14 protein-coding genes are annotated in these 13,791 nt (G+C 63.1%); 8 read left to right on the top strand and 6 right to left on the bottom strand.

Annotation, left to right across the window (positions count from 1 at the left end):
• Window positions 1–28: 28 nt before the first annotated feature.
• From ACFPN2_RS07890 to ACFPN2_RS07880, 3 genes are read left to right on the top strand one after another with little or no spacing between them, the layout of a single operon-like run.
• Entirely contained in the window at window positions 29–544 is a 516-nt protein-coding gene (locus tag ACFPN2_RS07890) for a hypothetical protein (protein ID WP_380596064.1), read from the top strand.
• An 8-nt stretch (window positions 545–552) separates the two neighbouring features.
• Window positions 553–1,923 carry a UDP-N-acetylmuramate:L-alanyl-gamma-D-glutamyl-meso-diaminopimelate ligase gene (gene mpl, locus ACFPN2_RS07885; protein WP_380596063.1) on the top strand — a complete coding sequence of 457 codons (1,371 nt, stop codon included), beginning with the start codon at window positions 553–555 and terminating at the stop codon, window positions 1,921–1,923.
• Window positions 1,924–1,941: 18 nt separating this feature from the next.
• Window positions 1,942–2,523: an LON peptidase substrate-binding domain-containing protein gene (locus ACFPN2_RS07880; RefSeq protein WP_380596062.1), complete on the top strand. Its 582-nt coding sequence runs from the start codon at window positions 1,942–1,944 to the stop codon at window positions 2,521–2,523.
• Between the two features lie 7 nt (window positions 2,524–2,530).
• Here the strand turns inward: ACFPN2_RS07880 and ACFPN2_RS07875 are convergent, their stop codons facing one another.
• The gene (locus tag ACFPN2_RS07875) at window positions 2,531–3,400 is read right to left on the bottom strand and encodes a CPBP family intramembrane glutamic endopeptidase (protein ID WP_380596061.1); all 870 of its coding nucleotides are present in this window, start codon (window positions 3,398–3,400) and stop codon (window positions 2,531–2,533) included.
• Between the two features lie 172 nt (window positions 3,401–3,572).
• Here ACFPN2_RS07875 and ACFPN2_RS07870 point away from each other — a divergent pair, with 172 nt between their 5' ends.
• Window positions 3,573–3,983: a hypothetical protein gene (locus ACFPN2_RS07870; protein WP_380596060.1), complete on the top strand. Its 411-nt coding sequence runs from the start codon at window positions 3,573–3,575 to the stop codon at window positions 3,981–3,983.
• 173 nt (window positions 3,984–4,156) lie between these two features.
• Entirely contained in the window at window positions 4,157–4,954 is a 798-nt protein-coding gene (locus tag ACFPN2_RS07865; protein ID WP_380596059.1) for a hypothetical protein, read from the top strand.
• Here ACFPN2_RS07865 and ACFPN2_RS07860 read toward each other — a convergent pair.
• The gene (locus ACFPN2_RS07860; RefSeq protein ID WP_380596058.1) at window positions 4,871–6,622 is read right to left on the bottom strand and encodes a glycosyltransferase family protein; all 1,752 of its coding nucleotides are present in this window, start codon (window positions 6,620–6,622) and stop codon (window positions 4,871–4,873) included. The genes ACFPN2_RS07865 and ACFPN2_RS07860 overlap by 84 nt on opposite strands.
• Window positions 6,619–7,452 (bottom strand): glycosyltransferase family 2 protein, encoded by an 834-nt coding sequence (locus ACFPN2_RS07855; RefSeq protein ID WP_380596057.1) that lies wholly within the window; start codon window positions 7,450–7,452, stop codon window positions 6,619–6,621. The genes ACFPN2_RS07860 and ACFPN2_RS07855 overlap by 4 nt, the downstream gene beginning before the upstream one ends.
• Window positions 7,453–7,562: 110 nt before the next feature.
• Here ACFPN2_RS07855 and ACFPN2_RS07850 point away from each other — a divergent pair, with 110 nt between their 5' ends.
• Together ACFPN2_RS07850 and ACFPN2_RS07845 are read left to right on the top strand one after the other, a co-directional pair.
• The gene (locus ACFPN2_RS07850) at window positions 7,563–8,474 is read left to right on the top strand and encodes a galactosyltransferase-related protein (protein ID WP_380596056.1); all 912 of its coding nucleotides are present in this window, start codon (window positions 7,563–7,565) and stop codon (window positions 8,472–8,474) included.
• Between the two features lie 12 nt (window positions 8,475–8,486).
• On the top strand, window positions 8,487–10,517 hold the full coding sequence (locus ACFPN2_RS07845; RefSeq protein ID WP_380596055.1) for a capsule assembly Wzi family protein: 2,031 nt from the start codon (window positions 8,487–8,489) through the stop codon (window positions 10,515–10,517).
• On the opposite strand, the gene ACFPN2_RS07840 is transcribed toward ACFPN2_RS07845, so the two are convergent.
• On the bottom strand, window positions 10,514–11,230 hold the full coding sequence (locus tag ACFPN2_RS07840; protein ID WP_380596054.1) for a glycosyltransferase: 717 nt from the start codon (window positions 11,228–11,230) through the stop codon (window positions 10,514–10,516). The two genes, ACFPN2_RS07845 and ACFPN2_RS07840, sit on opposite strands and share 4 nt — an antisense overlap.
• A gap of 68 nt (window positions 11,231–11,298) precedes the next feature.
• Window positions 11,299–12,567 carry a glutamate-1-semialdehyde 2,1-aminomutase gene (gene hemL / locus ACFPN2_RS07835; protein ID WP_380596053.1) on the bottom strand — a complete coding sequence of 423 codons (1,269 nt, stop codon included), beginning with the start codon at window positions 12,565–12,567 and terminating at the stop codon, window positions 11,299–11,301.
• 131 nt (window positions 12,568–12,698) lie between these two features.
• On the opposite strand from hemL, the gene ACFPN2_RS07830 reads away from it, so the two are divergent.
• Window positions 12,699–12,863, top strand: a complete 165-nt coding sequence (locus tag ACFPN2_RS07830) for a rubredoxin (protein WP_116810406.1) — start codon at window positions 12,699–12,701, stop codon at window positions 12,861–12,863.
• Window positions 12,864–12,870: 7 nt separating this feature from the next.
• Here ACFPN2_RS07830 and ACFPN2_RS07825 read toward each other — a convergent pair whose 3' ends face one another.
• Window positions 12,871–13,737, bottom strand: coding sequence for a TraB/GumN family protein (locus tag ACFPN2_RS07825; RefSeq protein ID WP_380596052.1), 867 nt, complete (start codon window positions 13,735–13,737; stop codon window positions 12,871–12,873).
• Window positions 13,738–13,791 lie beyond the last annotated feature (54 nt).

Genomic DNA, 13,791 nt, shown 5'->3' with positions numbered 1-13,791 from the left:
GCTTGCCGGCTCTACACGCGTTTCGCTCATGGTCATTTTGCGATTTCTGCAAAGCTTCCTCGATATCGCGCTCTGGCGAAAGGGACCGCAAGACCTCCCGGCTTCCGCCGCCCTGGCGACGCTGGCGCTGATCGCTTATCTGAGCACCGGTTTTCTGCGCATGCGGCTGTTTACGCTGGACCGGCCCACCGCGCTGCTGTTCATCTGTATCGATGCGCTGATGCTTGGCGCCTGGCTGTGGCTGGTGCTGGCTTTTTTCGGGCGGCGCCAGCGTTTCGTGCAGACCATCACGGCGACGCTGGGCGTCGGTCTGCTGGTATTGCTGCTCGATGTGACCATCCGCTCCGCCCAGCTGGCGCTCGGCTGGAGCGATGAGTTGTCGATGACCTGGTTGAAGGCGCGGTTCCTGGTCCTCGCGCTGGTGCTCGGGCGCGTGTTCATGCTGGCACTGGACCGCGGTCTGATCACCGGCATCGCGCTGACCATCGCAATCATTTATTCCACTCAGGCAGTCGTGCAGCTGATGCTCGATCTGCGCGGTTAAAAAGACACATGCACGTTCACATTCTCGGCGTTTGCGGCACCTTCATGGGCGGCATCGCGGCGCTGGCACGCGCCTCGGGCCATCGTGTTACTGGATCGGATCAGAGCGTCTATCCGCCCATGTCCGATCAGCTGCGGGAGCTGGGCATCGAGATCATCGAGGGCTATACGCCCGAGCAGCTGAAGCTCAAGCCCGACGTGGTGGTGGTCGGTAACGTCATGAGTCGCGGCAATCCGCTGATCGAGGCGCTGCTGGAAAGCGACATTCCCTACACCTCGGGGCCGGAGTGGCTGGCGCGCCATGTGTTGAACAAGCGCTGGACCCTGGCGGTCGCCGGCACGCACGGCAAGACCACCACCTCCAGCATTCTCACCTGGCTGCTGGAATATGGCGGCCTCGAGCCGGGCTTTCTGATCGGCGGCGTGCCGGGCAATTTCAATGTGACCGCGCGGCTCGGCAAGGGCCAGCACTTCGTGGTCGAGGCCGACGAATACGACACCGCGTTCTTCGACAAGCGCGCCAAGTTCGTGCACTACCGGCCGCGCACCGCCGTTATCAACAATCTCGAGCACGACCACGCGGATATCTATCCCGATGTGGCGTCCATTCAGTGGCAGTTCCATCAGCTGATGCGCATGGTGCCGAGGCATGGCCTGGTCGTCGCCAACTCCGGCGATGCCAACGTCATGCACGTGATCGATATGGGTTGCTGGACGCCGGTGGAACGTTTCTCCAGCGGCCTGCACGGCGACACCGCGTGGTACGCGATTGCACCGGCAGGCGGGGACTACAGCACCTTTTCCATCATGGAAGGCAATGCCGCGGTCGCCGAAGTGAGCTGGTCGATGGTTGGCCGACACAATGCCGAAAATGCGTTGGCCGCCATTCTTGCCGCGCGCAGTGCCGGCGTGCCGATCGAAACATCGGTCGCGGCGTTGAAGGAATTCCAGGGGGTGCGTCGTCGAATGGAAGTGCGCGGTGTGGTCAATGGCATTACCGTCTACGATGATTTTGCGCATCACCCGACCGCGGTCGCGACGACTATCGACGGTTTGAGACGAAAGATCGGTTCCGCGCGTTTGATTGCTGTGTTGGAGCCGCGCTCCAACACGATGAAGCTGGGCACGCATTCCTCGGCATTGGCCGGTGCGTTGTCGCAGGCGGATCATGTATGGATGTATCAAGGACCGAATGTCACGTGGGATGTCGCGGGCTCGGTCGCGGCGCTCGGCAAAGGGGCCGATACCGTGAAGGATCTGGATCAGCTGATCGCGCAGCTGGACGCGTCGCTGGTCAGTGGCGATCACGTGCTGATCATGTCTAATGGCGGCTTCGGCGGCATTCATGGAAAGTTGCTGGACCGTTTGCGCAAGCGTTGAGGAGCGCCAGGAGGACGCATGTCGGAGGTCCTGCCGTTATTCCCGCTGAACACCGTGTTGTTCCCGGGCGGCCCGCTGCGCCTGCGAATCTTCGAGCCGCGCTATCTCGACATGGTGAGCCGCTGCATGCGGGAGAACAGCAGCTTCGGTGTCGCGCTCATCACGGAAGGTCGTGAAGCGGGCGGTACTGCGCGCACCACGACGATTGGAACGACGGCGCGCATCGTCGATTTCGAGCGTCTCGACGACGGCTTGCTCGGAATCACTGCGCGCGGCGGGCAGCGCTTCACCATTCTCGAAGTGAAAACCCAGGCCGATGGCTTGAACATCGCCGACGTCGAATGGATTGCCGACGAGCCGGCGATGGAGATCCCGGACGATCTCGCCATCCTCGCGGAATTGTTGAAGCAGGCGTTCGTGCAGGTCGGCGCGGTGTATGGCGATGAGCCGCCCCACTATGAGAGCGCGACCTGGGTCGGGATGAGGCTCGCGGAAATTCTGCCGCTGCCGATGCCCGAGAAGCAGCAATGCCTCGAAATGGATAATGCCGTGGAGCGTTTGCGCCTGTTACGCGAGCGGCTGGATATTCGCGAAGCGTGACGCCGGGCTAGGCGGCCCGGCGACGGCTCAAAACAGCAAACACCGCGGCGATCGTTGCGAACCACACCAACGCCGCCCATCCGATGACTCCATCGTAGTTGCCCACCAGCACAGCAAACTCTGTGTTGGGATTGACGCGCGTCGCTTCGCGCAGCACGGCGATGAATGCGACTCCTGCCGCGTGCAGTCCGATGCATCCCGCAATGGCGCCGGTACGCAAGCGAACGAGAGCAAACAACACGCCCAGCATGGCCAGTGCGACGAACGAATCGGCGAACGTCAACGGCTCCACGTACCGTTCGAACAGCTTGCTCAATACCTCGAAGCCGTGCTCCCAGGACACCTGTTCAGGGGGCACGCGCAGCTTGCCACCCAGAAAGTGCAGAGACGCATACAGCACGCTCGGTGCAATCACGGCCGCGGCCGCACCGGACGTTCGTGAGACGGCTGTAAACAGCACGCCGCGGAAAAATGTTTCTTCGATGAACGCGACCGTCACGCCGGTGAGCAATCCGCCGGCGATGACCCCGAGCCAGGCGCCTTCGAAGCCGGGCTTCACTTCGCGGATGTCGAGCCCGAGCAGCAGCGCGGTGAGCGGCAACATCAAGCCGATACCGCACACAAATCCGATGCCCATCTGGCGCAGAAAGTCACGACGGGGCAGACCGTAACCCAGCGACTCCTTATCCGTGAGCCCGAGCTTGCGCGTGAGCACCACCAGGCCGACCAGGGCCAGCAGCATGGCTATGCGATGCATGACGCGGTGGACCGGCTCGATGGAAACGAGGCTGACCAGCCACCAGGCGGGATAAGTGAGAACCGCGGCCACGAGCAGCGAGCCCGCCAGCAGCGCGACGAACAGAGCGAAAGCGCGCATGGGTCAGTAACTCAAATCACGCGTTGGAATGCGCGCCATTTCTCGATGAAACGCCAGATATACGGCCGGTTTGCGCGCTGTCGGCGCCCATAGACTGCCGTCAGCTTCGAGGCCGCGCGCCGAGAGGCGGCAAGGATTCGCATTCATCTGCAACTTTTTGGAGACCGGCATCATGGATGACAACAAGGCTCTGAGCATCGTGTCCGCGCTGGCGAATGGCGTCAACCCGCAGACTGGTGAAATGTTCGAGGTCGATTCGCCGTATCAAGCGGCCGACGTGATTCGCGCATTGTATGTGGCTGTCCGCGCCCTGGAGCTGAGCAACCGCTCCAAGGCGCGCGGCACTCGCGGGCGGATGCCCGCCAATGCCGGCAAGCCGTGGGCGGAACAGGAAGATCGCGAGCTGCTGGAAAGGTTCGATGCGGGCCTGTCGCTCGCGCAGCTGGCGCAGTCCCATGACCGGACCATGGCGGGCATTCAAGCCCGGCTGGAACGACATGGCCGGTTGCCGGGGCAGGGGCTGCAGTGGCGCGGCCGGGCCGGCAGTGCGCCGTCAGCTCATGTCGACCCCGTCGAATCATGAGCAGCGGGATCGCAGGGTTCGGTACGCGCGGCGTTGTCAGTCCGCGCGTATCCTGCTCCAATGCGCCGCAGCCGGAATTCCCTGCGCCACCTTCGTTGCCGATGCGAGAGCACAAGCCGATCGATGCCGCCGCGCTGCTTATCGTTGGCTGCGTGCGCAACGGAGCAAGGACCGTGCGTCGCGCCGTCGAGACATTGAAGCGCGCCAGTCACGGCTTCGCGCGAGTGCAGTTCTTGATCATCGAAAGCGACTCGACCGACGGCACCGTCGCGGAGCTGCAGCGCTTGCGAAACGAGGTGACCGGGTTTCAGTTCACCTCGCTCGGTGCGCTGGCTGAACAGATTCCCGCGCGGACCGAACGGATCGCGGCCTGTCGCAATCGATATCTCGATGAGCTGCGCCACGACTCGCAGTACGCCCAGGTTGACTACGTGATGGTTGCGGATCTGGATGGCGTGAACGACGCGCTGCGCCCCGAAGCGGTGGCGACGTGTTGGGCGTCGACGCAGCCTTGGGATGTCGTCGCGGCCAATCAAAGCGACGCGTACTACGACATCTGGGCGCTACGTCACCCGGACTGGTGTCCCGTCGATTGTCACGAGCAATACTCGCGGCTGCGGGAGATGTTCGATCGTCCGCGGGCGCTGGCCATCGCCATTCACTCGCGCATGGCACGACTGAGTCCGCGAGCCGCCTGGATCGAAGTGGACTCGGCGTTCGGCGGGTTGGCGATCTATCGGCGCGAGGCGTTACTCAGCGGTCGCTACAGCGGCGGCAATCCGGAACGGCCGGTCTGCGAGCATGTGCCGCTGCATGCCGAGTTGCGCGCTCAGGGTTATCGGATCTTCATCAATCCGGCGCTCATCAATGCGCACCGTACCGATCACTCAGCGCGCATTGGATTGCGCGTTCGTCTGCGCCGGGAGATCGAAGCGGCTGGCAAGCGACTGCGAGAGCGGCTGCGCGGTTGATCGGGCGCCGAGCAACTGCGCGACGATCTGGTCGGCATTGAAATATTCGGCGCAGCGGCCGGCGAAGGCGCCGGAACGACGGCGATAGTGATCCATGTGCATCAATACGTCGCCAAGCAGCTCGCCGCTCTGATCCATGTTCGCCGCCGTCAGGCCGACGGAGCCCGCCGGGTAGTGCTCGGCGTATAGCCGGTATTCGAGCGAATCGACGGTAATGGGGCCGTCGTCCCAGGCATTGCGCCACTTCAGACGCGCGCGGCGCGCGTTCTCGTGCAGATGAAACAGCAAATACACCGCGGAAGGATCGCTGCCGGGGCCAATGATCGCGGCGAATGTCATGACCTGCGCGCCCTGTGCATCCAGTTGTTCCAGCTCGACGTGCGCGTACGTGCCGTGAGTGGTCGGTTCCAGCCAGCGCAGGCGAAGTAACAAAGAGCGTGCGCCGTCCGCGAGGTCGAGCTCGGTGCTCTGCTCGACGTCGGTGAATGAGATGGCCGCGCCGGCGGCGTTGCCGATCTGCTTCAACGGCGTGCCGTGCGCGGCGATGTCGCGCAGGTGACGCTGATTTTCTTCGTGAATCTGCTCCGACAGCCAACAGCCGCCCGGCACGATCACGGGCACGCCCGCGCTCAGCATTTCGAGCAGCACACCGCTGCAACGAGCGTAGTAGCGCGTGCTGTCATAGAGCAGCAGGCCGATGTCGGAGCTGCGCACGAGCTCGGCATAACGCTCCAGATCCAGCGGGAACGGCGCGTACACGATGGGCGGCGTGGCACTGTGCGGGCCGAGATCGGCGACGGTGGAGTCGAGGGCCCGCATCAAGTCGCGGCGACGAGTTTGCATCACCAGCTGCGCGCGGCCCTTGCTCAGATATTCGTTCCACAACCTGCGGACCACGATGGGCAACTCGCGGTAGCCCTTCTCACGACGGCTGTGACCGAGGCAGGCGATGCGCACATGGTCGCTCGATGTCTTCGGCGCGGTCGGCAGAAGAAACAGGGGATGGACCGGGTAGGGCAGCGTGTAGAACGGCGCGACGCCGAGATACTCGTACTGCGCGGTGAGCTCGCGCGTCGTGCAATACAAATGAATGTGATGTTCGGGCACGCGCGCCAGGGCATGCAGAAAGATCTCGCGCATGAACTCGCGACGCGGGCGCTGCTCGGCGTAATCCGGATCGCGGCCTTCGAAAATGCCCAGATGGAACTGCAGGTGCCAGTGGATGCGGCGGTATTCCGCGGACGCGCCCTGAAGAAACATCGCCAGGCCTTCCAGGTCGATTTCCGACGCGGAGGCGAAGAACACGTGATCGCCCTCTTCGAGTGCGACCTTGGTCAGCAGCGTCGCGCAATCCTCAGCGAAACTCTCCGCGAGACGCTGGCGCTCGCGAGCGCGCCATTTGCTTCGTGTGCGCGACCACCAGCCGCCCAATGCGCCATTGACGCTGCCGGTTTCGATGTAGCGCTGGGAGTAACTTTTGTTACGGAAGATCGGGTGGGATTGCCAGCTCGGCGGCAACGCGGGCAGATCGCGAAATTCACGATGCATGGCCAGCACCGGCTGCAAGCCGGCGCGCTCGGCCGCGGGCAGCACGCAACTGGCATACGTGTAGTAGTGCCCGCCCAGGTCCCTCATGGAATGGTCGATGAGAACGAACTTTCTTGTCATGTAACTGGCCGGCTCACGGAGCCTTCCGCCGCGTCCAGCGCGCGGGGCGGGGCGTCGATACCCAGATCGCAGCGGATCGTACGCGCTGCCAGCGTTTCCTGCAGCAACCTGTCTAACGGATTGATGCCGTTCGCCGGCGCGCGGGTGCGGTGATACAGATGGAAAGCGACGGCGCGATGACGGACATAATTGCGATGGACACCGATGTGTAACAGCCGCGCGGCGAACTCGCGATCCTCCGGGCCCCAGCCCTCGAAACGCTCGTCGTAGCCGTTCACCTGCAGCGCGTGTTTGCGCCAGAACGATTGATTGCAGCCCTGGATGCCGCCGAGCGCCGCCTTGACCCGGGATGTCATTCGACTCACCAGCGTATTACGCCAGGCATAGGCGCGACGCTGCAGACCGGCGGTCCACCAGCCCACCGACAGTTGTTCGCCGTTCAGGAGCCGACGGGTAATCTGCTCGGTGAGTTGCGGCCGTGCACCCTGAATGAAGCAATCCGGTCGTGCGCAGGCGACGTGGTCGCGGATGAAATGGCGGTGTAACACCATGTCGCCGTCCACCAACACTATGTAGTCCATGCTCGATGCGGCAATCGCGCGATTGCGCGAACGTGCCAGTCGAAACCCTTCATCGGCCTGCCAGACATGCACCAGCGGCATCGCCAGACGCTGGCGCCAGCGCTCGATGACGGCCTGGGTGGCCGGGCCCGAGCCGTCGTCGGCCACCACCACCTCGTCCGGCGGCAGGCTCTGGCGGGCGACGCTGGCGAGCGTCAGCTCCAGGGCCTCGGGCCAGTTATAGGTGGTGATGAGCAGGCTGGTGCGCATGAAACGGGATAATATTCCAATTGCCGCGTGGTGCTGTCATCGTGAAGGTCCAAGTCTGTAGCAAAGGCTTGCAGGTACACTGGCGCGGCGTGTCTTTGCAGGAGTGAAATTTGTCCGTCTCGTATCTGTTCGCCCCCAAGGAGTTGCGGCGACGCCGGCGATGGCTGAATCGCTGGTGGCCCAGCGTCCGTCTGCGCACAGATCCGTTGCAGCAACTGCGCGTGGACGGACGTTATGTGCCGGTCAGCATCGCCAACTGGAAGCTGATTCCCAGCGTGGCCCGCAGCCTGCTCAGCACCCGGATCGCGCGGCCGCTCACGTTCGCCGATGACCGTCGGCTCACCGTGGTCATTCCTTATCGGGATCGCGAGGCGCATTTGCGCCAGTTGATGCCGGTCTTGCTGGAAAAGTTGCAGGAACAGCAGCTCAACTACCGGATCGTGGTGGTGGAGCAGGAAGGCGGCTCGAGGTTCAATCGCGGCCGGCTGCTGAACGCCGGCATTCATTACGCCGCCGACACCACCGATTATTACTGTCTGCACGACGTCGATGCGGTACCGGTGGTCGCGAACTACGCCTGTCCGTCGCAGCCGTTGCGCCTCGTGAACAAGATCATTGGCTTGCAGGGGAAGAGCCGGCACAATGACTACTACTTCTCCGGTGCCGTCTCGATCCGCAAGGATCAGGTGCAGGCCGCCAACGGTTTCTCCAACGAATACTGGGGCTGGGGCAAGGAAGATGACGATTTCTTTTTCCGCCTGCTGCTGACTGAGCTGCTGTGTTACTACGACCTGGAAGGCACGTACCAGGATTTGCCCAATCCGCCCCATCAGCAGGTGCAGCGTCGTTATCCCTGGGCTCCGGCGCATGTCCGGCGCAATCGTCAGCGGCGCAGCCTGTTGCTGCGAGGGCTGGCGGATCCGGCCGAAGATGGCCTGAACACTCTGCGCTATGAAATCGTCGAGCGCAGCGGCTCGGCCGAGTACGGCCCCGCATACGAAAAAATCCGCGTCCGCTGGTAAGGATCGAACGTTTTGAATCGCACTTCGTTGTCCGCATTCGCGGTGGGTCTCGCGTTGCTGGCGCCGCTCGCCAACGCGCGTGGCGTCAGTCCCTATTTGCCGTTGAACATGTCGCCCGAAATGGAGCGGCAGATCGAGCGCGTGATGATCCTGGCCGATCGGCCCATCATGTCGCGTCCGATCGCCGCCGCCACCGTGCTGGACGCGTTACCGCAGGCGTGTCGTATCGATGAAGCGCTGTGCAAACGGGTGCGCCGGTATCTGAATGCATACATGCGCAAGATCAATGTGGATCACGCCAGCGTCGAAGGCGCGATCACCGACGGCTCCAGCACGCCCGTGCCGAATCGTTACGGCATGGCCAACGACAGCGAATTCCAGGTGTCGGCGGGCGCGCATTGGCAGGTGAACGATCATTTGATCGTGAGCCTGGGCGGTGTCGCCGATGCCGACGAGGCCACGCCGACCGGCTCGATGGTGAGCTTCGGTAACGAATATTTTCAGCTCGACGCGGGTTACCGGCCGCGCTGGTATTCGCCCTTCACCGACAGCGCCATGCTAATCAGCACGGAAGCACAGACGCTGCCGTCGCTCACGCTGTCGAATTACAAGCCGATGGGCGGCCTCGGCTTCACGTATGAGCTGTTCATGGCGGAAATGGAATATTCCGACCGCATCGCCTATGGCGACAATTGCAACCCGGCGTTGCCGCCGCAGGCGGGCGAGACCTGTACCGCCGGCAAGCCGAGACTGGGTGGCATGCGCCTCGGGATCGCGCCCGTGCCGGGCTGGTCGCTCAGCGCCCATCGGATACTGCAATTCGGCGGCGGCGAGCGGGAAAGCTCGTTCACCGACTTTCTGCGTGCGCTGTACCGGCCGCGTCAATATGACAACGTCGGCGAAGGTGTAACGGGCCAGACCCAGTTCGGCAACCAGCTGGCCTCGTTCACCAGTCGCTTCATCTTTCCGGGCGCGACGCCGTTCTCCGCGTATCTGGAATATGCCGGCGAAGATACTTCCTACGATGGCAACTACCGTCTCGGTAATGCCTCGCTGTCCATCGGTCTGCACTTCCCGCGGCTTTGGAAACATTTCGATCTGACGCTCGAAGCCTCGGAATGGCAGAACGCCTGGTATGTCAGCAATGCCTATGGCGACGGCCTCACCGAGAACGGTCGGGTGCTCGGACATTGGGGTGCGGATCAGCGGGAGCTGGGTGACGCGATCGGTGCGCGGTCGTTCATGGCGCGCGTCGGTTGGGAGCCGGGCTTCGGCGGGCTGGTGCAGGCACGGGCGCGCGTCATCGAGAACGAAACTTACGGTACGGTCCCTTACGAGCGCGGCTACGATGTTTCCTTGAGTTATTCGCGCACGCTGATGGGAGTGACCGCGGGTGGCGAAGTCAGCGCCGGCAAGGATACGTTCGGCGACAGTTACAGTCGCATCGCCGGCTTCGTGCGCTTCGGCGATCAGTGGGATTCGGGCGCCGCGACGGGCGATTGGGACAGCAGCGTTCGCCGACCGAGTGGCGCGGATCTGTTCGTCGATGCTGGCGTTTCCATGTCGGATGTCACGTATCGTCCAGGCACGGGCGATCCGGGGCCGCCGCCCGACAGCGATCCTCAGCAGAAAACTTCAGAGTGGGCGCCGCACATCGGCCTAGGCGCTCGGCGCTCGGTGAGCGCGCGTAGCGATATCGGCGTGCGTATCGAATTCGATCGTATCGACGATCACATGCTGATGGCGGTGCGCGCGGTCGACTACCGCTATCGCACCCAAGGCCCGCTGGCGTACTCGGCGTTCCTCGGCGCGGCTCGTTACGACGTGGCGACGCCTGCCTATGGTTATTACTTCGGCGCGGGCGTGCAGTGGCGGAACATTCTGCCAAAGCTGGATCTCGGCCTGGATTGGCGTTATGCCGACAAGGTGGCGCGCGACAAGTTGCTGCCGTCCGATGTCGGTGCCGATCCGTCTCGCGAGCTGCGACCGGACGTGTTCTACGACATCACCAGCTTCACGTTGTCGGCGAGCTACCGCTTCTAGAGGTATCTAGCGCACAGCTGCTCGAACAGCGAGTCGGGCGGGAAGCTGCCGTTCTTGTCGAAGCCCGGGCTGCGACGTGACATCTCGTTCCACAGATGCAGGCCGTAGCTGGCGGCGATCAGGCCGGGATTGTCACGCAGGCTGGCGTCGAACACGGTGTGCCAGTTGCCGTACGGGATCGGATAGAAAACCCAGAACGGCAACGCCGCTCCCGTGCAATGCAGATGCTGAGCCGCGGCAGTGAGCCCGTTCGGCCCGGTCTCTCCCCACGTCATGCGACCGCGACTGTTCGGCAGCCACTGACGCAGCAGCTTGCGTCGACGCATCTTCACCGAGTCGTAAGGCAACGCGCGATTCGGCTGTTCGCATACATCGTTCATCCATTGCGCCAGCCGATGTCCCTTCGGTAAGCCAAGCACCGCGTTGTTGATAGTGCGCTCGTCCTGCCAGCCATAAATTTCCGTGGTCGGGAAATCGAACGGCTTCAGGCACACCATGTCGGTGTCGACCCATAAGCCGCCCAGCTCGAGCAGGAGGCGATAACGAAAGCCGTCCGCGAAAATCGCAAACGAGCCGGACTCAGCATGTTTGAACAAGCGTTCGCGCGGCAGGATCCTGCCAGCGTCGGCGAGCGTCACGCCGTCGGGAACGTTCGCGGGCTGATCGTAAACATGCAGCAGCACCCGATGCCCGTGAGCAACGAACGAGCGCATGCAAACCTGCTCGAGCCGCGACAACGGCGGCCCGTGCCAGAACATGTGAACGTCAGGGAGCAAGCGGCTTACAGCGTCGCAAACACTTTCTTCGCCGCCGCGATCGTCGCATCGATGTCGGCGGGCGTGTGGGCCGCCGAGAGGAAGCCTGCTTCGAACGCGGAGGGCGCGAGATAGATGCCTTCATTCAGCATGCCGTGGAAGAAACGTTTGAAGCGCTCCACGTCGCAAGCCATCACTTCGCGGAAATATCGCACCGGGCTCTGGTCCGTGAAGAACAATCCAAACATTCCACAGACATGATTGGTGGACAGCGCAATGCCGGCCAGCTTCGCGGCATGTTGGAGTCCTTCCATCAGCTGCGTGGTGCGCGCGGCGATCTGCTCATAGAACTGCGGTTGATCGAGCAGCTCCAGTGTCGCGAGCCCCGCCGCCATCGCGACCGGATTGCCAGAGAGCGTGCCGGCTTGATACACCGGGCCGAGCGGCGCGATCTTTTCCATGATGTCGCGACGTCCGCCGAACGCGCCGACAGGCATGCCGCCGCCGACGATCTTGCCGAGCGTGGTCAGGTCCGGGCGAATGTTATAAAGCGCCTGCGCGCCGCCGCGCGCGACACGGAAGCCGGTCATCACTTCGTCGAAGATCAACACCGCGCCGCTCTGGTCGCACACCGCGCGCAATGTTTCCAAGAAGCCGGGCACGGGCGGCACGCAATTCATGTTGCCGGCGATGGGCTCGACGATGATGCAGGCGATCTCGTTGCCGCTGTCGCTGAACAGCTGCTGCACTTGGGCGATATCGTTGTAGTTGAGCGTGATGGTCTGCGCGGCGAATTCCTTCGGCACGCCTGGCGACGTCGGCACGCCGAACGTGAGCGCGCCGGAGCCCGCTTTCACCAGCAGCGAATCGGAGTGGCCGTGATAGCAGCCTTCGAACTTCACGATCTTGTCGCGACCGGTGAAGCCGCGCGCCAGCCGGATCGCGCTCATGGTCGCTTCGGTGCCGGAGCTCACCATGCGCACCAGCTCGATCGACGGCATGATTTCGCAAATGCGCTGCGCGACCTGCGTCTCGATGCGCGTCGGGGCGCCGAACGACAGGCCCAGCGCGGCGCGCTCCTGCACGGCGCGGATCACCGTCGGATGCGCGTGACCCAGAATCATCGGCCCCCACGAACCGACGTAGTCGATGTAACCTCGATCGTTCTGATCGAAGATGCGTGCGCCGGCCGCGCGCTCGATGAAAACAGGCTCGCCGCCGACGCCGCGAAAGGCGCGGACGGGAGAGTTCACGCCGCCGGGAATGAAGCGGCTGGCATCGGAAAATAACGACACGGGGGAACTCCGCAGGATCTCGGACGCGAAGTGTAAGCCATCCGCCCCGACCAAGGGCGGCCTCCCATCGCCGGCCTCACTTCCCTATAATCCGGCCCCTTGTCTATTACGGTTAAGACCGGCGCTGCGAAATGAAAGCCTACATGTGCGTGATCTGCGGTTACGTCTACGAAGAAGAAAAAGGCGATCCCGCATCCGGCATAGCTGCCGGCACGCGCTGGGACGATGTGCCGCTGTCGTGGCGTTGCCCGGACTGCGGCGCCGGCAAGGAAGACTTCGAAATGGTGGAAGTCTGAGCCGCGCTCAGTGCTGAGTGACCTTGTGTCCCTTGTTCTCGAGTAGATCGATCAGGCTGTCCTTGCCCACCAGGTGCAGCGTCCCGACGATCACCAGGTAGTCGTCGCGATCGTCCAGCAGCGCTTCGACCTGGCTCACCCAACGCCGGTTGCGGTCGGTGGTCAGCGGCCGGTACAGATCCGGATATTGATCGAAACCTTCCGCCAGCAGGTTCGCCAGCGCCTTGCTGTCGCCGCGCCGCCAGGCTGACAACAACTCATCGATCTCCTGCGAGATCCGGTCCGTGTCCTCGATACTGTAGAGCAGGAACTCGCGCTGCTGACGGTCCGGCAGGCCGGCCAGCATGTTCAATTGCTCGCGCAATGTTTCCAAGCCGTGAATGGGCTTTTTATCCGCGACCGCGCGGGTCGTGAAGCGTTGCTCGATGCCCGATGACGGGTCCAGGCCCAGCTTCACCAGCTGCAGCTGCACCAGGGTCATGGCCGCGAACCAGGGCTTGAAACGATTCAGCAGCATCGGGTCGACGCCGACTTCCTGCGCACGGGCGCTCAGGCGGGAATAGGTCGGCTTGCCGAGCTGCTGCTCGAGCGATTGCCCGGCGGGCAACAGGCCGAGCTCGAGCGTGATCTGCTGGGTTTCGGCCGGATCGAGATCGTCCATGTCGATCTCCATCAGCAGCACTTCGGCGTTCTTATAGGCTTCGTCGACCACCGCCGGCAGCTGCTCGGAGGCGTTGAGGAAATGCACCGAGCCGAGCAGATAAACGGTATTGGTCTTGCCCTTGAGCGACCACAGGCTGTGATGCTCTTGAGCGGCGGCGCAGGCGCTCGCGCTGAGCCAGAATACGCACAGCGCGATGAGTAGTTTCTTCATCTAGTTTTATCCCGGCGGTCGATAAGTGCCGCCTAGGGTACATGGATGTACCCC

It is taken from the genome of Steroidobacter flavus (assembly GCF_042651805.1).
Classification (GTDB): Bacteria; Pseudomonadota; Gammaproteobacteria; order Steroidobacterales; family Steroidobacteraceae; genus Steroidobacter; species Steroidobacter flavus.
Note: the sequence above shows the minus strand (reverse complement) of the source record. Positions and strands in the feature narration are given on the sequence as shown.

Excerpts from the sequence above, each read along its gene's own strand:
- ACFPN2_RS07870 (WP_380596060.1), top strand. The coding sequence starts at position 3,573 with ATGGATGACAACAAGGCTCTGAGCATCGTGTCCGCGCTGGCGAATGGC.
- ACFPN2_RS07840 (WP_380596054.1), bottom strand. The coding sequence starts at position 11,230 with ATGCGCTCGTTCGTTGCTCACGGGCATCGGGTGCTGCTGCATGTTTAC.
- ACFPN2_RS07890 (WP_380596064.1), top strand. The coding sequence starts at position 29 with ATGGTCATTTTGCGATTTCTGCAAAGCTTCCTCGATATCGCGCTCTGG.
- ACFPN2_RS07875 (WP_380596061.1), bottom strand. The coding sequence starts at position 3,400 with ATGCGCGCTTTCGCTCTGTTCGTCGCGCTGCTGGCGGGCTCGCTGCTC.
- ACFPN2_RS07880 (WP_380596062.1), top strand. The coding sequence starts at position 1,942 with ATGTCGGAGGTCCTGCCGTTATTCCCGCTGAACACCGTGTTGTTCCCG.
- ACFPN2_RS07830 (WP_116810406.1), top strand. The coding sequence starts at position 12,699 with ATGAAAGCCTACATGTGCGTGATCTGCGGTTACGTCTACGAAGAAGAA.
- mpl (WP_380596063.1), top strand. The coding sequence starts at position 553 with ATGCACGTTCACATTCTCGGCGTTTGCGGCACCTTCATGGGCGGCATC.
- ACFPN2_RS07855 (WP_380596057.1), bottom strand. The coding sequence starts at position 7,452 with ATGCGCACCAGCCTGCTCATCACCACCTATAACTGGCCCGAGGCCCTG.
- ACFPN2_RS07825 (WP_380596052.1), bottom strand. The coding sequence starts at position 13,737 with ATGAAGAAACTACTCATCGCGCTGTGCGTATTCTGGCTCAGCGCGAGC.
- ACFPN2_RS07860 (WP_380596058.1), bottom strand. The coding sequence starts at position 6,622 with ATGACAAGAAAGTTCGTTCTCATCGACCATTCCATGAGGGACCTGGGC.